Origin of the sequence: Zwartia panacis (assembly GCF_030410395.1) — a bacterium.
GTDB classification, from domain to species: domain Bacteria; phylum Pseudomonadota; class Gammaproteobacteria; order Burkholderiales; family Burkholderiaceae_B; genus Zwartia; species Zwartia panacis.
On record NZ_JAUHHF010000010.1, the window covers coordinates 79,978 to 102,525 of the forward strand.

Consider the following 22,548-nt stretch of genomic DNA (forward strand, 5'->3'; position numbering starts at 1 on the left):
CAGAGCATGGATGCGATTTCACGATTAATGCAGCCTCGCAGCGTTGCTGTGATTGGTGCTTCAGCCGACCCCAAGAAAACCACCGGTCGACCCATTACCTATCTGATGAAGTATGGATTTGCGGGCAAGGTATATCCTGTTAATCCGAAAGCGGACAAAATTGGGGATCTCCCTTGTTATGCAAGCATTGCGGATTTGCCTGATGCTCCTGATGTTGCCATCGTTTTACTCGGAGCCGCCAGAGCGCATGAGGCAGTGCGTGAGCTTGCACAGCGGGGCACCGCTGCGGCCATCGTGCTTGCGAGTGGTTTTGGTGAAACCGGAGATGAAGGAGCGTCGCGTCAGGCCGCGCTGATGCAGGCAACGGGTCAAATGAGAATTCTGGGGCCAAACACGATTGGTCTGGTAAACCTAACGGATCGTATTATTTTATCGGCAAGCGCTGCGCTCGAAATGAGTGGTCTTGAAGCAGGAAGTGTCGGTCTTGTTTCTCAAAGCGGAGGCATACTCGGATCGATATTGTCCCGAGGCGCCGCGCGAGGGATAGGTTTTTCAAAATTGATTTCAACGAGTAATGAAGTCGATCTCGAGCTGTCGGATTTTGTGGAGTATCTCGCGAACGATCCTGCCACACAGGTGATCGCTCTCTATGTCGAAACCATTCGTCATCCCGAGCGTTTTCGTCAAGCTGTCGAAATAGCACGTTTAGCCGGAAAGGCAGTCGTTGCTTACAAGATTGGACGTTCAGAGGCTGGAGCAAGAGCTGCCATCTCCCATACGGGTGCGATGGCGGGCTCTGACAGGATGTATGACGCGTTATTTAAGCAAATCGGCGTGATTCGCGCTGAACAATTTAATGATTTGCTGGACATCTGTTCAGCGCTGACGACGACTCGCAAATTAAACGGAAATCGCATCGCAGTCCTGACCTCTACAGGTGGAGCGGGCACTCTGGTGGCTGATAGTTTGGGTGTCGCCGGCTTTGAGACGCCTGCGCCTGATTTCGCAACAGCTCAAAAGTTACGCGATTTACAAAAGGGTGATGAAGCGGCTTTAGACCGAAATCCGATCGATGTCACACTTGCGGGTCTCGATCCGGTGTTACTGCGCGGCATCATCCGCGCGGTGTTGGCAAGCCCTCTCTATGATGCATTAGTCGTAGTCGTGGGTTCATCGAGCTTGGCGATGCCTGATTTGGTGGCTGATGCGATCCGCGATTGTCTGGGAGATTCAGACAAACCCATTCTGGCCTATGTCAGTCCCCATGCGCCGAATGTTGTACATGTCCTGGAGACACGCGGAGTCCCGGCATTTCTCAATCCTGAGTCCTGTGCCGTTGCATTTAAAGCGATGCGTGCAACGACGTTGTCTCTACCTCAATTCAAACCTGTGTCGAACGTCCAAGGGATTGATCTGATTGCACATCAGGAGGGTGCATTGAATGAATACGAAGCTGCTCAGTTATTTAGCCAGTTCGGCATTCCAAGCGCTCAGACCCAAGTCGTACACAATGCTCAAGAGGCTGTGACGGCCGCGCGTAAAATCACTGGTGCTGTTGTGCTGAAGGTTTTATCCTCGGCTATTTTGCATAAGTCTGATGTGGGTGGAGTCCGCCTTGGTCTCACACCAGAAACTCTGCCGCAGGCGTTCGAGCAGATGGTCATGGATGTCCGTCAGCATACTGGTATTGAAGCTAAAGATTTCATTATTCAGCCAATGCTGCGCGCACCCGCGGAGCTGATTATTGGCATGCATAAAGACCCTCTTGGTACCGCACTGATGGTAGGCATGGGTGGCCTGACAGCAGAGCTGATGAACGACAGCGTCTTGTGTCTATTGCCACCAGGCATGATAGTGTCAGATGAGTTGGCGCTAGACTTATTGAAACAACTGAAATCCTGGCCATTATTAGATGGTTACCGCGGCAAACCCAAACTCGATGTTCATTCTGTCATCAAGACGATTGCGGGCTTTTCAACGATGATTGCGTCTCTGGGAGATCGGCTGCTTGAGGCCGAGATCAATCCGTTGCTCGTCATGGAAAGTGGGCAATCCTCTGTTGCCGCCGACGCGGTGGTAGTGTTGACGCCTAAGGGATCTTGATTTGCCCATTGTTCCTGGGAATGCCTTGCCCATCCAACTTCGCCTCAAATATTTTCCAGGAAATGTTTGAGTCAGGTTGGATGGTCATCTCCACCGCCCATCCAGTATTGGTATCCTCGGTGTCAAAACTATCAAAGACAAAGTTTCCAAGGCTATAAAAAATTTTTTTCCCTTTGTACGTTTCAATATTTTGCGTGACATGGGGGTGTCCTCCAATGACGGCATCAGCACCGCTGTCAATCATCAAGTGTGCAAGGGCGACTTGATTAGCTGATGCCATCTTTTCATTTTCCCAGCCCCAGTGGGGATAGGTAATCACGATATCTGCACGATGAAACTCCCGGGCACGCTTGATCCCGGCGCGGACATAATCGTCTTCACCCCACGCACTGCCGGGACGATCTTCCAGTGCTTCAAAACTTCGCGGGAAAAACAGGTTGTAAGCCAATATGGCGATACGTCGACCTTTGACATCAAAAATAACGGGCTCATGCGCAGCCCGCAAGTTTTTACCTCCACCAAAGTATTGAATCCCTGCTTCATTCAGGAGATCCAGCATCGCAGAGAATGCTTCTGGTCCATAGTCACCGCTATGATTATTCGCAAGTGACAAGGCACTGAAATGTTTTTTCAGCGTCGGGAGTACACGGGGATGCGCGCGCAACACAAAGGGCTTGTCTTCTTTGGTACCGGTTGTGCCGACGACACACTCCAGGTTGCCAATCGTTAAATCAGCTGATTTGAATAAGGAGGTAAATGATGCGAATGGGTCTTTGCCATCTTGGATGTATTGACCTGGAAGATCGTCCAGCATGATGTCGCCGACAAAGACGATTTTGATTGGATCATGTCTGGCGATACTTTGACCTGTAGCGACCGAGCAGAGCAGGAGAGAAAGTGCGGCATTGAGTAACAACTTCAAGCCAAGCGTTATTTGTCGCATTTTCTTTCACATTGAAAATAAAGTTCTCGTTCATCTGAACTGTCATATACGCGATGCCGACCAAAGCTCTCTGGACAACTTTTAGAAGAGAGATTGAACTCCTGCAAGGTGAGCAATACATATCTGCTTTTAGGCGTGTGATAAATGTAGGCTTTGAATTTGTTCAAGTCAGACAAATATTGACCCGCGAAACGAAATCCTCCTGGGAGATCGATCTTGTATGAGTGATAAATATCATTGTCTGGATGGATCACGAATTGCTGTTCAATGTCATTGACATTGAATGTACATACAATCTCATTGGCGAGTACGTGAGAGCTCCAGGCAAAGAGCAAAAGCACGAGCCATCTATGTAAAATTATTTTTTGACCCATGCCAATGCCTGTTTAGAGAAGTTATATCGATCTTGACGATCACCCCGCGACGATCTGACCGAATTTTCCGTTGTTATAGTCCTGCATCGCTTGCATGATTTCAGCACGTGTATTCATGACAAAGGGTCCATGACCGACGATTGGTTCATTGAGTGGTTGGCCAGACAGGAGAAGCACAACGGCATCTTCCAACACTTCAGCCGCGAGTTCGATACCCTCACGCTCCATTACGGCAAGTTCGCCTGATCCGACGACCTGGTCACCGACCTTGATTTTTCCATGCAAGACATAGAGCGCTGTGGTGTGCCCGGCGGGCAGAGTCAGGGTCAGGGTGCGTTCCGCCTTTAGCCGCATGTCCCAGACATTCATTGGCGTAAATGTGTGGGCAGGGCCTTTGGCGTCTGCATAAGAGCCAGCAATAATCCGGGCGATTCCCGCATCATCCGCCAACGTGAGATTTGGAATTTGCTCAGTTGTGATGCCTTGGTAACCAGGTTTGGTCATTTTGTCTTTTGCAGGCAGATTGACCCAGAGCTGAATCATTTCAAAAGGGCCGCCTTGCCGGGCAAAGTCCTCGCTGTGAAACTCTTCGTGGATTAAACCTGAAGCGGCTGTCATCCATTGAACATCACCAGGACCAATCGTGCCACCTCCACCTGAGGAATCTCGGTGCGAAACACCTCCATGATAGACAATCGTCACGGTCTCGAATCCTCGGTGAGGATGCTGTCCAACGCCAAGTTTTTGCTGGGTAGGTGGAAAAATTCTAGGCCCGGCATGGTCCATCATTAAAAATGGCGAGATCTTGTCGGCAATATCGTTGTAGGAAAAGATATTTTGAACCGGAAATCCATCGCCTACCCAGTGGCTTCCATTGCTGCGTTTAATAAAGCTAAGTTGTTTCATACTCGAATTCCATTCAATCGAACTCAACGTTGTGTGAGTGTTTTCTTCAGATCCAGACCGACTTGTTTGTTAATAAATTGGGTCGTTGCGACCTTTGACACATCAACTTCGCCCGATCGATACAGACCAGCCTTGACCATTTGGTCATAAAAGTCAGCGATACGAGATGCATTCATGACGCCAATCCCTTTTGAGACGGCCTCGCCTGAGTCCACGATACCCTGTTCTTTCATCAAAAGGACGGAAGCTTCGATTTCAGCTTCTGTAATTTCCGGATTGTCTTTCATCATGAGCGCATTGGCTTGTGCGCGATCACCGTACATGAAATTCACCCAGCCAATAATGGATGCATCGACGAAACGCTGAACGAGATCCGGGTTATTTTTAACTGTTTCCGTGCGAGTTTCAATCAGGGTACTGTAAGTTGAAAAACCGTGATCAGCCAAGAGATGGACGACGGGTTTGAATTGACCTTGCTGCTCGATATAAATGGGTTCAGCGACAGAATAACCCTGCTGGATCGCTTTGGGTTGTGAAAGAAAAGGACCTAGATTGTAGTTATAAGGTCGGAGCGCTTCGTCTTTGAATCCATGGACGACCTTGAGCCACTGCCACCATGTGAACTGACCGTCTTTAGCGATCAATGCAATAGGTGCTTTGCTGAGTGCCGAAAAGTTTTCATAGCCTTGATTCGGATGGGCCATTAAAGCCTGTGGATCCTTTTGAAACATTGCAGCGACTACCACAACCGGGATGCCATTTTTAACGTTATCAAAGCTGTGGAGCAAATTGCCTGTCATCAAAAAATCAATTCGGCGAGCAGGCAGTAAAGGTCGATTGTTGACTTGTGGACCGCCTTGACGGATGGTGACCTCGAGACCAAACTTTTTGTATGTGCCATCTGCGACGGCCTGATAAAAGCCGCCATGGGCAGCCTGTGCTTTCCAGTTTGTCGCGAAAGTGACTGCTTGTTGAGCCTGCACGAGACCAGACAGAGAAAACAGCGCGACCAGAGGGAAAAGATAGCGTCTAATCAAGGTGATCTCCTGGGAATAGTTTCAATGCTCGCGATCTGGGCTAGGGTCACCCCGATTTGCAAGTGCGAAGCGCGAGATCATAGTAAACAACATAAATATCATGACACCCGTCAATACCAACAAAGTGAGTGCGGCAAACATTTTTGGTGTTTCGGTTCTAAAGCTTGCCTCCAGGATGCGGGAGGCTAATCCGGTCTCTCTGCCTGCAGCGCCGGCAACCATTTCGGCCGTGACTGCGCCAATCAGACTCAAGCCTCCTGAAATTTTAAGTCCTGCGAGAAAGTAGGGGAGTGCTGAGGGCGCACGCAGCAGTTTCAGTCTCTGCCAAGGTGTTGCCCGATATAGACGGAAAAGATCAACGAGATTGGGATCAGTCATTCGCAGTCCAATCACGGTGTTGGAGAGAATAGGGAAAAACGCGACGATCCAAGCGCAAAGCAGTAGTGCAGCGGTTGTGCTGTCAACGTAAATGAGAATGAGGGGCGCGATCGCAACAATCGGCGTGACCTGCAACACAACGGCCAAAGGGAAAAAGGCGCGCTCCATGGAAGGAGAAAGCGCGAATACGGAGGCAATGAGAATCCCGCCGAAACAGGCCAGAAAAAGCGCGCCAAAGGTGATTTTCAACGTGAACCACCAGCTCGCCGCAAGAGAAGATCCATTGGCGATCAGAGTGGTAAAAATCGTAGAAGGTGCCGGGAGTGTGTAGGAGGGGATATTCGCGATGCGTACACCGAACTCCCATACGGCGAGACACAGAAAAAGAGTCAAGATGGGAGGGAGGCGATTCGTCAGGAACTTCATGCGCTCAGTACCTCAGAGGCAGCCGTGCGCATGAGTGCTGAAGACAGCGTCCGGCAATAGTGCAGAAATGACAGGGACGTTCTGAATTCGGCTGTTCGTGGGTAGGGCTGATCGATCTTGATTTCTTCGATTATTTTTCCCGGACGTGCTTGCATGACCAGCACGCGCTGACTCAAAAACACTGCCTCGGCAATATTATGTGTGACAAAAAGAGTAGCGACAGATCTTTCCTGTTGCCAGCGCAAAAGATCATCATTTAACTTTTGACGCGTCATGTCATCCAGCGCAGCGAAAGGTTCATCCATCAGCAGCAGCTCGGGATCGGTGATGAGCGCTCGCGCGATGGAAGCCCTCATTTTCATGCCACCTGAGAGTTGAGCGGGATAAGCGTTCGCAAATTCCTCTAGACCCACACTTCGCAGGGCGGACATCACTTTGACCTGCACCTCTCGCTTGCCATACCCTTGAAGCCTTAGGGGTAGCCACACATTATCGAAAACACTGGCCCAAGGCATGAGCGTGTGTTCTTGAAATACGAAAGCGGTTGAATGCTGTTTTCTTTGTGATACAGCGGGTGCGTTGACTGTCCCTGCGGAAGGGGGCTCGAGCCCTGCCACTAACCGGAGAATGGTGCTTTTGCCGCATCCTGAGGGACCCAGAAGCGTGACGAATTCTCCATTCTGCATTGAAAGTGAGACATCAGATAAGGCGAGCGTACCTGTCTTGTATTGCTTTGAGACGTGTTTGATGACAACGACTTGATCGTTGTGGTGGGTCATCTTGTCAGTGGTTTCAGATGTTGAAAAGGTCATGGATGTTTATTCTTCTTCGGGCATCGCAATGAAAATCATCACGAGCATGATGACAACCACAAAGCGAAACGCAGCCTGTGCGCCATTCCACTTATCAGACTGCCACATGCTAAACCATTCGCCACCAATCACCAGAAAACCAAAGAACCAGACGAGAAAGCCGGTTGTGCAACCAAGATAAACCCAGTTTTTTGCGCGAATGAATTGATCACGACTATGGATGCGTCTTGCCAGACCTATGGCACCAATCGACAACAGGACGCCCGTGAGGATTTCACCAGAAATAATCATGGCATAGGCGAAATGCCATATGATTGGTTGATCGATTGCCCTCCACTTTAAAGTGTTGTTGCTAAATACGGTATCCATGGAAAGCACATGTCGAACAAAGGAATAATTGCTCCCATAGTCGATGAGATTATCGATACCGGTTAATAGCGCGAACAGAGCGAGTGGAATGCATACTAGAACTTTACAAATGCGCAGTATGTTCATTTTTGATGAGGCTTCAAATTGATTAATCGAAGAAAAGCTCTAGCATGCATGTGCCTAGGAATCGCTGCATCAGCCCGAAGTCAAACTCCAGTCCAACAAAGAATACTCGCTAACATCCCTATCAAGAATCATGAGAGGGCCATGACGGCGGCTATCGTTGCGGCTTTGCAAAATCCAGTCTATCCCTTTGGCGCAGTCATGACAATTGCAAGGACAGGAGAGATCGTCGCAACTGGGGTCAATGCTTCTTCTGTGAATCCGACCTTTCATGGAGAGATTGTCTGTATGAATGACTATCTCAAGAAATTTGGTAATAAAAACTGGAAAGATCTGATTTTGTACACCACGGGTGAATCCTGTCCGATGTGTATGAGCGCATTGACTTGGGCGGGGATAGGGGGTGTTGTTTACGGGAGTTCAATCCGGACAATTAGTCAGTCCGGGATCAGGCAAATTAATATTTCTTCCCGGTCAGTCGTTGAGGCTGCGGACTTTAGTCCACCCGACTTACTCGGCGGAGTGCTTGAAAAAGAATGTGACGCGCTATTTATGAATAGACATCGCACTGAACATCAAGCATAAGTTTAATTGTTGATGGGGGCGGTTAAGAAAAATATCCATTCCGGTTGGTATCGAACATCAGAAATTCCTAGTACATGAAAGGGATTATCGGACTGGCCATGATAGTTTTCAGGAAGTGGTAGTCTGAAGATCCTGATGTGTTCAGGGGGGATTCTGAGCATTTCATACGCCCGAGTCAGGAGAGCATGCGTGTTTTCGTGCGCGTTATAACCTGCAAACCAGCGATTCAATGGGGTGACCGTGGACCATTCAAGCCAAGGCGCCAGTTCTCGACCCCGCCCCTGGACTCGATAAAAATCCCAGGGACTAGAAAATAGAATGATTCGGTTCACAAGCTTTTGTTTGCCAATAAAAGCTGCCATACCGGCACCTTGTGATTGACCGGATAATGCTATTTTTTCCCAGACCATGCCGTGCTGATCAAAATATCGGGACCATCCTTGGTCAGGATGTAGACGGTGCAAGTATTGCAGCAAGTGAAACAGGCGTTCAACAATCGCTTCGGGCCTGGAGTTGTCTATTGCTGGATCCATGACGATATTGCCGTAGATGCGCATATGACGCATACGTGCGGAACAGGCTGGTCCGCCATTTTCCGGGCAATAGACAGCAATGGAGGGCTCGTCGTTGTATTCGAGTGAAATCACTCTGTAGCCATGGGTTGCGGCTGTTCTGAGGAAATGAATCGGACCAGGAGGCTGACCTTTTGTACCCGGCAGAAAGACCATCAGTGGTAGTTGTTTATTTATTTCATCCCGCTTGAGTAATACATAATGAGGATGATCGAAACGCTGAATTCTGGCATCGGTGAGTGAGGGTTTGATGCAGTAAACCTCAAATACTTCGCTTGATTGACACGGCCCTGAATTCGCCCAGGCGAATGTTGCGCAGAAAATGATCGAACAGACCAAAAGAGTGCGAAGGTATGATTTCATTTGAATGATCTAATGAGTAGTATTTTTCTAATAGAAATATTATTTTTATTTGGTATGAAAATCATGTCATGTTTGAGGCTTTCACCCAAAATAATTTAATCACAGTATCCATTGAGAGTATTTAAGAGGTTCGAAAATAAGGATTTAAATCCCATTCAAGTTGATTGAGTAAAATAAGAATTTAAGTGCCTTTATGTCTAAACTATTATCAATACGACGGATGGCACAATATGTACTGGGTTGATTATTTATCACTATATTTATTCGCTCTTAAATACGTCGTCATAGTCGTCGCAATATTTATCACAGTGAGTGGTTTTGACGATTTGGTGATCGACCTGGTCTATTGGTTTCGATGGGTATGGCGCAAGTTCACGATCTATAAGCGGCACCCTCGCGCAGATCAAGACCTATTGCTTTCTGTACCTGAAAAGCCGTTGGCAATCATGATTCCGGCTTGGCATGAAACGGGTGTCATCGGCTCAATGGCGGACGCCGCCGCCCGGACGCTGGATTATGAAAACTACCATATCTTTGTCGGAACCTATCCAAATGATCCCGAGACACAGCGTGATGTGGATGAAGTGTGCGCGCTTTTTCCAAATGTTCATAAAGTCGTGTGCGCGCGTCCCGGTCCGACAAGTAAGGCAGATTGCCTCAATAATGTGCTGGATGCCATTACACAATTTGAAAAACGAGCGAATTTAAAATTTGCCGGCTTTATTCTCCATGACGCGGAAGATGTTGTTTCTGCAATGGAGCTCAGACTGTTCAATTACCTCGTTGATCGTAAGGATCTGATTCAGGTTCCCGTTTATCCATTTGAAAGAAAATGGTATGACTTCGTTGGTATGCACTACATCGACGAGTTTACCGAGCTGCACGCAAAAGATGTGCCGATCAGGGAAGCTGTTGTCGGACAGGTTCCAAGCGCAGGGGTCGGAACCTGCTTCAGTAGAAGAGCAATTGAGACATTACTCATCGATGGCGACGGCATCGCCTTTGATACACAAAGCTTGACGGAGGACTATGACATCGGGTTCAGGCTCAAAGAACATGGATTAGAGGAAATTTTTGTCAGATTTCCAGTGCCGGAACAATCCAAAAGCGTGTGGCAAAAGACCAAAATATTTGGGCAAAGTTTTCGAGAGTCGAATGTTATTTGCGTACGTGAATTTTTTCCTAACAAAATCGAAACTGCCGTGCGTCAGAAGTCACGATGGATTATCGGGATTGTTTTTCAGGGCTACGTGACGCACGGTTGGACACGTGACTGGAAATTAAATTATTTTCTTTGGCGAGACCGAAAGGGAGTATTGACAAACTTTTTCAGTTTTGCGGCCAATTTAATTCTTTTTCAACTCATGCTTGTCTGGCTCTATGAATCATTTTGGCCCGAGGCTTATCGCTTTCTTTCAATCTTTGAGGAAAGTGCTTTGCTGGTCACTTTATTATGGATAAACGTGTTGTTGATGGCAAATCGCATCGTACAAAGAACGATTTTTGTCTCTCAATATTACGGACTATTTCAAGGTCTGTTGTCTTTACCAAGAATGCTCCTCGGGAATTTCATCAATTTTTTAGCAAACTGGCGAGCAATCAAGCAGGTGATTCAACAGGGAAATCCCAGGCGTGTTGCCTGGGATAAAACAACCCATGATTTTCCATCCCTTGGTGAGATCTCCAGGGCGCGTCGCATGATAGGTCTCATTCTGGTCAACCAAGGCAGTCTGACAGAGCCTCAGCTCAAAGAGGCGCTTCTGACTAAACCTGAGGGGATGAGACTGGGTACCTGGCTTGTGCATAGCGGTCAGATCACCCCTCTGCAACTGGCGAAGGGTTTGGCTGAACAGGCGCAGGTCGGGCATGCCAGTATCGATGCATATCGTTTGGCTCCAGAACTACTCGCTGTCATCCCTCTGGATATTGCGCTGCATTATGCGGTGATACCCATTCAACGCGAGGGAAATCATCTTGTTGTTGCGACTGAATCCGCACTGAGTCCAATTGCATTGTCCGCTTTACGCCGAAAACTCAAGCTCGATGTTGACTTTGTCATTGCTGAAATTGGACAAGTCACCGTGGGTCTTCGGCATTGCTATGCAAGATATAGACTGGCAGACTCGAGAGAGACATTGAATGCGGCAATCGCATTCGGCAGAATCAGTCAAAGCAATCGAGATGCTGCTTGGACATATTATGTTTCGAGACAAATCATGTTGGGAGAAGTCTTGCAAACATTGGGACGAATTGACGCAGCTGCATTTTCGGCAGTCTTGTTACAACATGCCAGTTCAACTTTGCCATTAGGTGAATACCTTGTTGAGCATGGCATCATTTCTCAAGAAACACTCGATTATGCGATCTCTGTGCAAGCGCAGATCCAACCTTCTATGGAGGATGTCATCGCTCGGTTTGAACATATAGAGACGGCAGATAAACAATTGCATTCCCATGAGATCTAAGCGCTTGATGCAACCATTCCGGTATTTTTTATCTTTGGGTATCTTATGGATGGCCCTCCTTGCCCCGAGCGATGCTTTATCTCAAACTGACTGGTCTCAAGGACTGACAGCTCGCCAGCGATTTACTGTTTTTCCGCATGTCGACGCAGGATTTCGAGCGCTCAGTCAAAAACGATTTGATACCGCACTCCTGGAATTTCAGCGTGCCAATGTATTGGCACCCAACAGTCTCGTTTTGGTGGGCTATTTGGCCGAGACGTATGCCATGTCCGGCGATCCTGCTAAAGCAATTCAAATGATTGATGCTCAGCTCACGCGCACACCAGGAGAGGCAAAGTTATTGCAGATGAAAAATGTCTACGGACAACGTATCGCGAACGAGATCTTAAAAAAAGGTGAGTCATTGAAGGGCTCTCCTGAACAACTTCGTGCATATCTGAAATCTAATCACCCTGATCTAGACTCACCTTATGCAGAGTCAGTATGGCTGAATTTGTTATCAGTTGCTTCGACACCGAGTGAGAATTTATTACAGACTTACGTACCAAAATTCGCTCAGAATAATCAAGCCAAACAAAGATTGTCAGTCCTGATGTTGACGAAGTCTGGTGCTCAGACAAGTGCAAATCATTTGATCGATCAGTGGAGCGCCAATGATTTAGCCCAAGTCAGCCACGTTGATGGGATGAGCTATGAGTTGCTGAATCAAGGAGATGCGGATCAGGCCTTGCGTGTATTAATTAAAGCGTATCCGTTCGAGTCTGCCTCTTCAGTTGAAAGGCATCAGCTTGTGACTCGAATGCTGATCGCTGATTCAAGAGCTAATGACAAGACGCTCATGCAGGCATTCTTGGCGGATCAAAAACGGCATATCGAAACGAGTGCGCAAGAACGAGAGTGGTTGTCATTGGTCAGTGCCACAGTGGGTAAAAATTTAAAGCCTTTCACGGATTACACATTACGTTACAAGGAGAATGCAAACACCCTGGAGGCCGAAGTACAGCGACGGTTGGAGGCGGGGGCTGCCTTGCCGACAGGCATAGACTGGGAAGAAACAGTTGGTCAGCTTGGTCAGGCTGGTGATCCTTTGCTTGACGCATTGACATATCGTTTGGTTGAGTCGGGGGACAATGCGGCTGCCTGGCATTTGCTCATGACGCGCTATCCTTTTAACGGGATGCCCTCATCGCTTCGCGAAAAGTTTGTCGCGCGACTTGATCTGATTGCTTCAAAGACGCCTCATTTATTGAATGCGAGCGAACAGACGCGATTGTCAGCACCTCTGGATAACTCTCGATTACGTGGAATGCAAGCTTCTATGCTCAAGCAAGTGGGTGATTGCAGCGGTGTCAGGCAAGTGCTCGGAGACCTGTCTGAGCAATACAGTGCGACCGACTGGGTGATGCTGGGTGAGTGCTATCAGTCACAGCAGCGCTCCGGACTCGCGGAATATGCTTTTGAACAAGCGTTGAAAAGACATCCAACGCCTGAGACTGAAAGGGCTTTGGCTTATGCGGCGTACCAGAATAAAAATAACGCACTTGCCGTACAGGCCTGGAAAGAGGCGATTCTATCTGGATCTCTCACAGCGGAAAACTGGCTCGCAGCGAGTGTGACGGCTCTGGCCGCAGATGACAGGGTCTTGGCGGCAGAGTGGCTTGATCAGTATGAGCGAGCCAATGGAAGTCGATCAGCAGAGTACTGGGCGCTGAAGGCCCGGGTCGCCAGTGCTGAAAGTCTGCCAGAGGCGATCACAGCGATGCGTACATCGCTGGAAATGGCTCCAGTTGAAAGTAATTATGTGGAATTAGCGGGTTGGCAGCGTCAAGCGGGTGATCGGAGTGGTGCGATCGAATCACTGAAAGCAGCAATTGCCTTGCAACCTAAGGATGGTGCCGCACAAGCGGATCTTGGATTTTTGGAATACAGCCAAGGGGATTTACCTGCAGCGCAAAAGCAAATGGAAAACGCGCTCAAGTTGCGACCCGAGGATATGAAAGTGACGGAGCAACTTGCCTACATCGATCAGCGTTTAGGCGAGAACGACCAGGCAAAGCGATACATCGAAGCCTCTGTTGATCACCTGATGCGCTATCCTGAACACGAGCAAACGGTGTCTCGAGCTGAAAGTCTTTATGCATTGAGAAGGATGCATGAGGATTTATCGAGGCGCTGGACGCTGAGTGTCGATGGGATGAGTAGTACTTCACCAGCAGCCTCGGTGCAGTCTCCCGTACCGGGTCAGGCTTTCAAAAGCTATTCACAAATCGAGCTCGATTACCGTCTCGGAGATCCCGCCATTAAAAATGGCAAAACATTATCCGTTTATGGAAGAGTTTTTGGCGGAAGCGGTCCAAACAATTCTGCCCTTCCGATTTACGCACCCATGCTGGGAGTGGGGCTGCGCTGGAAACCATTCTCAGACTATGTCTTTTATCTTGCAGCGGAAAAACAAATTCCACTAGATCAGGGTACGAGTGCGCCTGCCAACACAATGCTTCGCGCGAGCGCGTCATTTTTAAATTCCGGGGCTTATAGCGATGATTGGCATCCTGCGGGACCCGGGTGGTTTTCACAGAATTTATACTTGGATTCAGCGTATTACCTCAGTACACAAGCCTATGCATTGACGGCTGATTACCGATTCGGCTATCACCACAAGTTACAGCAGGGACAGACCATTGAACCCTATGCAAGATTGCTCGCCACTAAAATCAGCGGGGAAGAGACGCCTGACGTCAGAGCCGGAGTTGGCGTGCGCTGGAATATTTGGGCGAATCAATCCCGCTATAGTGCGTACGCCAATAAATATTACGTCGGACTTGAGTTGCAGGGAGCGATCAAGACCTATCAGAATGATCGCGTGGCAGCTTTATTGACGATGGGGGTACGCTGGTGAAATCCAGAATCATTCAATGGTTATTAGGGGTGATGCTTTTCGGTGCCTTGACCTTGCATGTGCAGGCGATGACCGGAATGATCTATCAGCCACAGCAGCGCGACATGAAATTATCCAACGCGTTCTGGCCTTCGGCCTTTAGTGAGTTACGCAAGCGCGGTTTTGATACGGTTATTATCCAGTGGACGCAGTACGGTGATGTGTTTTCTGCCGGGAATGAAAAAAAATGGCTGAGAGAACGTCTGCAGGATGCTGTTGCAGCGGATCTCAAACTTGTCATCGGTCTTTATGCCGATCCAGACTCATTCGCATCGCTCGATATGCCAACTGAATTACTAGAAGCATATTTCCTTAAAAATACTGAAAAAAATATCCAACTCGCCAGGTATTGGAAGGAGATATTACCTGTCCATAGTATTACGGGATGGTATTTGCCAACAGAAATTGATGATCGCAGATGGCGTGCTAAGTCCGATCAACGTGTCCTTGCTGCACAAGTTGAACGCGATGTGTCAGAACTCAAGCGCTTGACATCTCTCCCAGCCTATATCACTTCATTTTTTAAAGGTCATTCAGAGGTGAATGAATACAAGTCCATGCTGGAGCAAATCCAACAGACTTCTGGTGTGAGGCTATGGGTCCAGGATGGTGTTGGAGGTCAGACATTATTACCTGCAGAGACGGCCTTGTATTTGAAATCATTAGCCCTATGCAACAGCACGCCTATCAATGGGTTGGTTTATGAGATTTTTCGTCAGGTTGGCCCTGACTCAAACTTCAAAGCTGAGCCTTTACCTCCCGCTTTATTATCTAAAGCACTTGCTCAAAGAGCGCCCTGCGGGGGGGATACTGTATTTTTTTCGTTGCGCTATTTAATCAACTTTGGTCATTGACCAGCCCACGATAATATCCGCAATGCGTTGGGAGGCATGTCCATCGCCATAAGGATTATGGGCTTCTGACATCTTTTTGTAGTGGCTCGGCTCATCAATCAGTCGACTACACGCTGCAACGATATGTTCCGAATCGGTTCCGACTAATTCAACTGTGCCTGCTTCCACCGCTTCGGGTCTCTCAGTCGTTTCGCGCATGACGAGAACAGGTTTGCCTAAGCTAGGAGCCTCTTCTTGAATTCCGCCGCTGTCCGTTAAAACAAAATAACAGTGTTTAAGCAGTAAGGAGAAGGGCTCGTACTGCATCGGTTCAAGCAAGTGCACATTCGGCAGGTTTCCTAAACGAGACATGACCGGCTCCCGGACATTAGGATTTAAATGCACGGGGTAGACCAGATGTATGGAGGGATATTTCTTTGCCAGAACACGTACCGCATCACAAATTTGAATAAATCCAGTACCGAAGTTTTCTCGGCGATGACCTGTCATGAGGATAAAACGGTGATTGCGCCAGTCAAATGGTAAATAATGAGTTAGCAAATTTTGCTCTTGTCGGTCACCGTCTTTGATACTGGCTATTCTTTTAAGGGTCCAGTGCAGAGCATCGATGACAGTATTACCCGTGACATGAATCGAGGCTGCATTCACCCCTTCCGCAAGCAAGTTCGCCTGACTGTTGAGCGTCGGTGCAAAGTGCCAATAGGCAATTTTACTGATGACCTGACGATTAAATTCTTCAGGAAAAGGGGAGTGAATATTGTGCGTTCTGAGCCCTGCTTCGACATGACCGACTGGTATGCCAAGATAGAAACCCGTCATCGCAGCAGCCAAGGCAGTGGTCGTATCGCCATGCACCAAAATTGCATCGGGTTTGGTTTGTCGAAAACTATCTCTCAACCCCACCAGGGCGCGACTCGTAATGTCTGCGAGGTCCTGATTGGCTTGCATCAGATCAAGATCGATATCTGGCGCAATGTTGAAAAGCGTGAGTACTTGATCAAGCATTTGCCTGTGCTGAGCGGTCACACAAACGATCGTGTCGATTTCTGGACGAGACTGCAACGCATGGACAACAGGAGCCATTTTGATGGCTTCAGGGCGTGTGCCAAACACGACAATAATATTTTTCTTTGGGTTCAACATTTTTTATCCACGCAAATGAACTGCGAAATCCTGACTGACTAGAGGTCTGCTAAACCAATAGCCTTGAATCTCATCGCAACCAAGCTCCTTTAACCGATTTGCTTGTTCCTCGGTTTCGACGCCTTCTGCGATAGTCGTCATTTGTAAACTATGCGCCATATGAATGATGGCGTTGACGATCGCCTGATCATTCTGATTGGTGACGAGATCTTTTACAAAGGACTGATCAATTTTAAGTCGGTCAATTGCGTAACGTTTCAAATAGCTTAATGAGGAATAACCTGTCCCGAAATCATCCAGGGCGACAGCGAATCCCGCAGCATGCAGGCGTTGAATAATGGTTCCTGCTTGCTCCGCATTCTTGAGCGCGACTGCTTCGGTAATTTCAATTTCTATCCGGTTGGTCGGTACACCAACGCGAGACATGACCTTCATAAGTTCCTCAACAAATCCGGGCCGTGCAAATTGAATTGTTGAAACATTCACTGCGATAAAGATTTTAGGTAATCCTAACAAATCCCATTGATGTAGCTGTCGAGCCGCTTGCTCAAGCACCCAGAGTCCAATATCCACAATTAATCCCGTTTGCTCGGCAATCGGAATGAACTCCGCAGGGGAGACGTCTCCCCACTTGGGGTGACGCCAGCGCAGCAGGACTTCGGCGCCAATCGTTTGGCTATCAGAGAGTCTACGCTGAGGTTGATAGACTAAAAATAGCTCGCCGCGATTTTGTGCGCCTTTTAACGAGACCGCCAGATCTAGCGAGCGTTGGGTATGCTCTTGCATGTCTGGCGAGAAAAATCTCAAACTGTTACGACCGTCTTGTTTGGCCCGATACATGGCGATTTCAGCTGCGGAAGCAAGATGATCCGATGTTTTTGCATCCTCCGGATACAGTGCGATACCGACTGAGGCACTTAAAGATAAAGGCTGCCCATCGATGAAAAAAGGAGCCTGGATCTGATTGAGAACTTCTCTTGCTTTAAGTGCAACAAGGGATTGTTTTTCGATGGGGAGGATTGCGACAAACGTGTCACCACCATGGCGAGCGATGGTTGCATCCGTTCCAAGCCCATGCACGATACGATTGGCCATTTCAACGAGCAACTCATCCCCGGCGGAGTGTCCAAGTGACTCATTGATCGTTTTGAAATTATCCAGATTGAACCATAATAGTGACAACAATCCATTCTTTTCTGCAGTTTGATCAAGTGCCGTATTAAGTCTCTCTTGGAAAGATTTTCGATTCAGTAGTCCCGTCAGTGCATCAAATTCAGAAAGATCCCGGATTCTTTTTTCAGCTGCTTTATGCTGTGTGACATCAATTTTGTGCGCGACATAATTGGTCAACTTACCAAAGCGATCCTTGATTGGATAGACTGATACAAGCTCGATAAAAGTTTGTCCGTTTTTCTTTTTGTTAATAAATTCACCTTGCCAAGATTCGCCTGCAGTCAAACGTTTCCACAAGGCTTCATATAGGACAGGCGAGGTTTCGCCAGACTGCAGGATCTTGGGGTTTTGTCCGATTGCTTCCTCGGCGTTATATCCGCTTGCCTCACTGAAAGCCTTGTTCACATACTGGATGCGCGCGGAGGTGTCGGTCATGACGATTGAGTGGGGGCTTTGTTCAAGCGCCTCTGTCAATTGATTAATGACTGCGTCTTTTCGTCCTTGTTTAAGCATGCTCCAAAGCGTGGTAGCGATCACCTGCAAGGCTTTGCTATCCTGCTCGACAAAGTGCTCTGCCTTGTTGGCAACACCGAGGATGATTTTGACCTGATTACCCTCGAGAACGGGGACCGTCAATATTCGTTCTACAACACCCTGCGTCTGTTTTAAACCAATACATGTTTGTGAGTCAGTAATTTCATTGAGTAGTATCGGTTTGGCCTGACGAACGCCATCCGCCCATGCTCCAGCATCCTCCAAAGGAAGCAAGTCCTTTTCTGCATCTATTTCAGCGAGGTTTCTAGTGTTGTCAGAGAACGCAAGGAGACGAACAGAATTTTTCTCATTTTCAACGGTATACAAAAAAGCAATTGAACTATCCGTCATGGATTTGGCATATGCCAACGATCGTTGCAAGTAATCATTTTCTTTTTCGAGATCTTCTCGCTCCTGAAGTTCCAGGAGCATGGTTTTCAATTTATTATCGAAACTTATTTTTTCTTCTGATTGTTGGAGTGACTGGTAGGGATGTTTGATGGTTTCAATAAATAACGCGCGGTACAAGAAAGCGAAAGCGATAATTTTGTAAATATGTCCTGCGACGTTATAGATGTCAGTCACATTGGCATAGAGAGTGAAGAAAAACTCACTCATCGCCATCGTGAATGACGCCATGGCGAGCAAGGAGTCACTTATCTCCCTTTTTTTATGCCACCTTTTTATAAAGCCAAAACCAGCAGTGATGTAAAGCGCAATCAGTACATATTCAACACCTACTTTGAAAGGTGTTAATCCTTGCCCCTCAATGTAGGTACGAGGAATGGATGATGGATGGACGATCACTATGTAGTGCACGATTGCGACTAACAGTAGGATGATCGCGAGCGCCCAGTACCGCGATGTTTCCCCTACCCAGTTTGCCAGGTGCGAGGGCCAGAATGCGATCCAGATAAATGCCAGCCCAGCCAACAGTCTGGCAGCCAGCCAAAAGTTGATGGCTTTCTCTGGTCCGCTAGGCGTAATTAGATCCGGCATCCCGGCGTACGAGAGCGTATGGGAGAGATCGAGGAGGGCGACACCTAAAAAACCTATTCCCAACACAAGCGCACGACCATTCGCCCTGAATGGATGCGTTGCCCAGGAAATTCCAAATACCATTGCAGCGACAGCGATCGCGATGATCTCCATGACCGAATGGAGCGGGACATAGCTGGAAAGGCCTTTTGCCGCATCTGGGGCCGGCAACATCCACACAATAGCCAAGCCCATCAGCAGAGCGGTCAAGCCTATGGAGAAACCTTTGAAATCGGCACTGTTTGTTTGATGAGCCATTCTTATCAGTTTTTTGAGATGCCGTTAAAGTGTCAAGTAAGTTCCTTTGTTTGATGTTACGCCTGCGGTTTTTATCTGTCCAATGATGTCTGAGAAATCAGCTTTTTATCCAGTTCAGATGCAATTGCAGTTAACAATGCGGCCGAATCCATAGGTTTATCCAGAACATGATGGATGCCAGCAGTTTTGAGCGCAGGCACATCTAAAGGAAGTCCATTGCCACTACATAAAATAATCGGTAGATTGGGACGCAGAACTCGTAATTTTTTGGCAAGCTCGTCGCCGTTGATTCCTGGCATCGTTTGATCGGAAATGAGCAGGTCAAGATCATTCGAGTCGGTATGAAATGCTTTTAAAACCTGGTTGGGATCAGTAAATCCTCTGACCTCATAACCAGAATAGGTCAGTAATTCATGTAGGTAACCGACAATCGCTGATTCATCGTCAACGACCCAAATTTTCTGACCTGCACCATTGGGTGCTTTCAAACTTTCAACCGAATCAACTTGTGACATGGACGAAGGAGATGCGCCAGGAAATAGGAGTTGAAAGCAACTGCCTTGTTGGGGTTTTGATTCAACCAAAATGAAGCCTTTTGCGCGGCGGATCATTCCGTGGACCATTGCCAAGCCCAGCCCAGTCCCTTTCCCGACTTCTTTAGTTGTAAAAAATGGTTCAAAAAGATGTGGCAGATGTTCAGGAGAAATTCCATGTCCAGTATCTATCACATCCAGAGCAACATACTTGCCGGCTGGAATATCGCTTTGATCTGCTGCGCAAGTTTTCACATTTAAATTGACTTCATGTAGTCGGACTGAAATTTTCCCTTGGTCTGAGATCGCATCTTTTGCGTTGATCACGAGATTGACCAGCACTTGATTGAGTTCGCCCGCATCAATATTTACAGTGGGGTCGCATTCGATATTTGTCAGTATTTGGATGCTGGAGGGAAAAGAGGGCCTCAGCATTGAAATCACTTCTTCAATGACGGCCGATGGACGAGCTGTGTGTGTGCTGTTTTGACGTTCAGTTCGAGCAAATGCGAGCATTTTGTCTATGAGTTGCCGCGCGCGCTCACTCGCCTGAACGACCTCTTTTAGATAAGAGGCCAACTTGCTTTGCTTATCCGGGACAAAGCGGCTAATGGCCAGGTTGGTATAGCCCAGAATCGATGAAAGAATATTATTAAAGTCATGCGCGATACCACTTGTTAACTGTCCCAAGGCTTGAATTTTTTGAGAATGCTGGAGCTGTCTTTCAAGAGTGCGTTGTGCGTTAAGCGCAAGCAAACTCTCCGTTCTGTTTTCAGAAACAGACACATATCCTTCTACTTGTCCTGCCTCGTTGCGCAGAGGAGTGATGGTCCGGTCCATGATGAACGGGTTTCCATGCGAATCATGAATGTGAACAAGCCCGCTCCATGCCCGTCCAGACATCAATGTTTGTTTCACTTCTGCCGCTTGAAGCGGATCGGGTGTCAGTGGAGCCTCGAATATGTTGAGTTGAGCTTTACTTTCTGACGATAGTCTGGACCACAGTGCAGCTGAAGCCGGGTTGCGCCAGGAGAGATAACCTTGTGGGTCCGTCACCATGACAGGCGTTGTCGTTGATTCAAGAGCAAGTGCCTGAGTACGTAAAATTGCATTTGCCGACAGTAGGGCATTTGTTTGCGCAGCTAGTTTTTGATACGGTCTTCTGATGGAGCCTACGAAGAGTGCCCGGTAAATAAGCAAATAAGCGATGATTTTGAATAGATGGGCAACAACATTTTCTCCTGCATTGCTGATTTCGTAATCAGCCAGGATCAATTCACTTAATAATGCGGTAAACGCCGCGCCGAATAATAGTGCGGTGGTTTCGTCATCTGTACGCTTTGCCAGTACATAAATCCGCCATGCCGAGATTGCGAGGATGAGCACAATGAAATACTCAAACCACACTTTAAAAGGTGTTACACCACTACCTGTCACATAAGTATTAGGTAAGAGTGCTTCATAAAATATGATCACAGCAAAAATAATAATATTAATCAGACTGTATATAGACAGAATGAGATATTTCTTTTTTGTGGAGTAAGGCTGAGTATCTGGAAAAAAACTATAGGCAAGCAGGTTGAGCGCGACCATCAATCTGGCCGTGAGCCAGAACCACATACTTTTGACAGGAGAAGACGGAGTCACAAAATCTGGCATCCCCGTCAGCGATAAAGTATGACCAATATCAAGCCAGCCCGCTGCAAGTAATGCGATGGCCAACAAAACCAGCGATCCTGGTACTTCTGTTGATGGGGTGTGCCATATCGTGGCGAAAACCAGAAAGGCTGCAAAGATAGAAGCGAGCTCCATGAGTGTGTGGAGCGGCAAATAGTGTGTGCGCGGTATCAGCCAATCATCAAGAGGCAAAATGATCGCTAAGATCGCTAAAACTGAAAGTAAACCCGCGAGCCCGCTGACAAAACGCAAGGGTCTATTTTTTGCTGAAGATTCCTCACGATCTAAGCCAGTGTGATCCATTTTCGACATCCTTGATACCCAGGCTTTTTCATATCTCCCGGTCAATCATCGCTTTTCACATTTACGGAAGAAGTACGCGAGTCGATTTGCGCTAACAAGCGCTCAACATCGATTGGCTTGGTCATACAGCATTCTGCGCCGGCGGCGATGAGCTCTGCTTCGCTTTCTGGCGACAGATATCCACTCATCCCGATCACTCTGATATTGGCGTGCCCGGGATGATCTTTGATTTTTTTGCAGACATCAGTACCGCTCAATCCAGGCATTTTGAGATCGAGCAGGACAACGTCAGGTTGGAAAGAGTAGATTTTGCGACCTGCGTCAAAACCATCATTGGCTGTTTCAACGGTGATTGGCGGGTGATGGCCCTCGAGCAGTTCCTTCAGAAAACCAACCACTCCCTGATCGTCATCGACGATGAGTACTCTCAATGGCCCTTTGTTACCGTTCGGATTCCATTGTCTTGCAAAGCGCTCGACCTCTTCACGCCGGAAGCGGCGGTGTCCTCCCGGGGTGACCTCGGCTTGCAATAGATCTCGTTGCGCCCAACCGCGAACAGTGACTGGGGAAACCATCATCCATTGCGCCACTTCATTCGGTGTGAAGTAGTCTTTGTTTTTTAGTTTTTCGGACATATATAA

Annotated in this window: 16 protein-coding genes; 5 read left to right on the forward strand and 11 right to left on the reverse strand. The window is 47.8% G+C overall.

All coding sequences use genetic code 11. From position 1 onward, the window contains the following. The first annotated feature begins 6 nt into the window (after window positions 1-6). A complete protein-coding gene (locus QWY30_RS12770) occupies window positions 7-2,103 on the forward strand; it encodes an acetate--CoA ligase family protein (protein ID WP_290241613.1) in 2,097 nt (698 codons plus the stop codon). On the opposite strand, the gene QWY30_RS12775 is transcribed toward QWY30_RS12770, so the two are convergent. The 6 genes from QWY30_RS12775 to QWY30_RS12800 form a co-directional block, all read right to left on the reverse strand. Then, entirely contained in the window at window positions 2,090-3,046 is a 957-nt protein-coding gene (locus QWY30_RS12775; RefSeq protein ID WP_290241614.1) for a CapA family protein, read from the reverse strand. The two genes, QWY30_RS12770 and QWY30_RS12775, sit on opposite strands and share 14 nt — an antisense overlap. 413 nt (window positions 3,047-3,459) lie before the next feature. Beyond that, on the reverse strand, window positions 3,460-4,326 hold the full coding sequence (locus tag QWY30_RS12780; protein ID WP_290241615.1) for a pirin family protein: 867 nt from the start codon (window positions 4,324-4,326) through the stop codon (window positions 3,460-3,462). 23 nt (window positions 4,327-4,349) lie between these two features. Then, window positions 4,350-5,363 carry an ABC transporter substrate-binding protein gene (locus tag QWY30_RS12785; protein ID WP_290241616.1) on the reverse strand — a complete coding sequence of 338 codons (1,014 nt, stop codon included), beginning with the start codon at window positions 5,361-5,363 and terminating at the stop codon, window positions 4,350-4,352. 21 nt (window positions 5,364-5,384) lie between these two features. Then, window positions 5,385-6,167, reverse strand: a complete 783-nt coding sequence (locus tag QWY30_RS12790; protein ID WP_290241617.1) for an ABC transporter permease — start codon at window positions 6,165-6,167, stop codon at window positions 5,385-5,387. Beyond that, on the reverse strand, window positions 6,164-6,979 hold the full coding sequence (locus QWY30_RS12795) for an ABC transporter ATP-binding protein (protein WP_290241618.1): 816 nt from the start codon (window positions 6,977-6,979) through the stop codon (window positions 6,164-6,166). The genes QWY30_RS12790 and QWY30_RS12795 overlap by 4 nt, the downstream gene beginning before the upstream one ends. A 6-nt stretch (window positions 6,980-6,985) precedes the next feature. Continuing rightward, a complete protein-coding gene (locus tag QWY30_RS12800) occupies window positions 6,986-7,474 on the reverse strand; it encodes a DUF2165 family protein (RefSeq protein WP_290241619.1) in 489 nt (162 codons plus the stop codon). Between the two features lie 48 nt (window positions 7,475-7,522). Here QWY30_RS12800 and QWY30_RS12805 point away from each other — a divergent pair, with 48 nt between their 5' ends. Next, entirely contained in the window at window positions 7,523-8,056 is a 534-nt protein-coding gene (locus tag QWY30_RS12805) for a nucleoside deaminase (protein ID WP_290241620.1), read from the forward strand. Between the two features lie 2 nt (window positions 8,057-8,058). Here QWY30_RS12805 and QWY30_RS12810 read toward each other — a convergent pair whose 3' ends face one another. Beyond that, on the reverse strand, window positions 8,059-8,991 hold the full coding sequence (locus QWY30_RS12810; protein ID WP_290241621.1) for a BPSS1187 family protein: 933 nt from the start codon (window positions 8,989-8,991) through the stop codon (window positions 8,059-8,061). Window positions 8,992-9,221: 230 nt separating this feature from the next. On the opposite strand from QWY30_RS12810, the gene QWY30_RS12815 reads away from it, so the two are divergent. From QWY30_RS12815 to QWY30_RS12825, 3 genes are all read left to right on the forward strand, one after another. Further along, a complete protein-coding gene (locus QWY30_RS12815; RefSeq protein WP_290241622.1) occupies window positions 9,222-11,456 on the forward strand; it encodes a glycosyl transferase family protein in 2,235 nt (744 codons plus the stop codon). 49 nt (window positions 11,457-11,505) lie between these two features. Then, on the forward strand, window positions 11,506-14,355 hold the full coding sequence (locus QWY30_RS12820) for an NfrA family protein (RefSeq protein ID WP_290241623.1): 2,850 nt from the start codon (window positions 11,506-11,508) through the stop codon (window positions 14,353-14,355). A gap of 68 nt (window positions 14,356-14,423) precedes the next feature. After that, window positions 14,424-15,248, forward strand: coding sequence for a DUF4434 domain-containing protein (locus QWY30_RS12825; protein ID WP_290241624.1), 825 nt, complete (start codon window positions 14,424-14,426; stop codon window positions 15,246-15,248). Here QWY30_RS12825 and wecB read toward each other — a convergent pair. From wecB to QWY30_RS12845, 4 genes are all read right to left on the reverse strand, one after another. Then, window positions 15,228-16,391, reverse strand: coding sequence for a non-hydrolyzing UDP-N-acetylglucosamine 2-epimerase (gene wecB, locus QWY30_RS12830; protein WP_290241625.1), 1,164 nt, complete (start codon window positions 16,389-16,391; stop codon window positions 15,228-15,230). The two genes, QWY30_RS12825 and wecB, sit on opposite strands and share 21 nt — an antisense overlap. Before the next feature lie 3 nt (window positions 16,392-16,394). Further along, window positions 16,395-19,394 (reverse strand): EAL domain-containing protein, encoded by a 3,000-nt coding sequence (locus tag QWY30_RS12835; RefSeq protein ID WP_290241626.1) that lies wholly within the window; start codon window positions 19,392-19,394, stop codon window positions 16,395-16,397. 71 nt (window positions 19,395-19,465) lie between these two features. Beyond that, window positions 19,466-21,907, reverse strand: a complete 2,442-nt coding sequence (locus tag QWY30_RS12840; protein WP_290241627.1) for an MASE3 domain-containing protein — start codon at window positions 21,905-21,907, stop codon at window positions 19,466-19,468. A gap of 41 nt (window positions 21,908-21,948) precedes the next feature. Further along, complete coding sequence (locus QWY30_RS12845; RefSeq protein ID WP_290241628.1) at window positions 21,949-22,542, reverse strand: response regulator; 594 nt, start codon at window positions 22,540-22,542, stop codon at window positions 21,949-21,951. Window positions 22,543-22,548 lie beyond the last annotated feature (6 nt).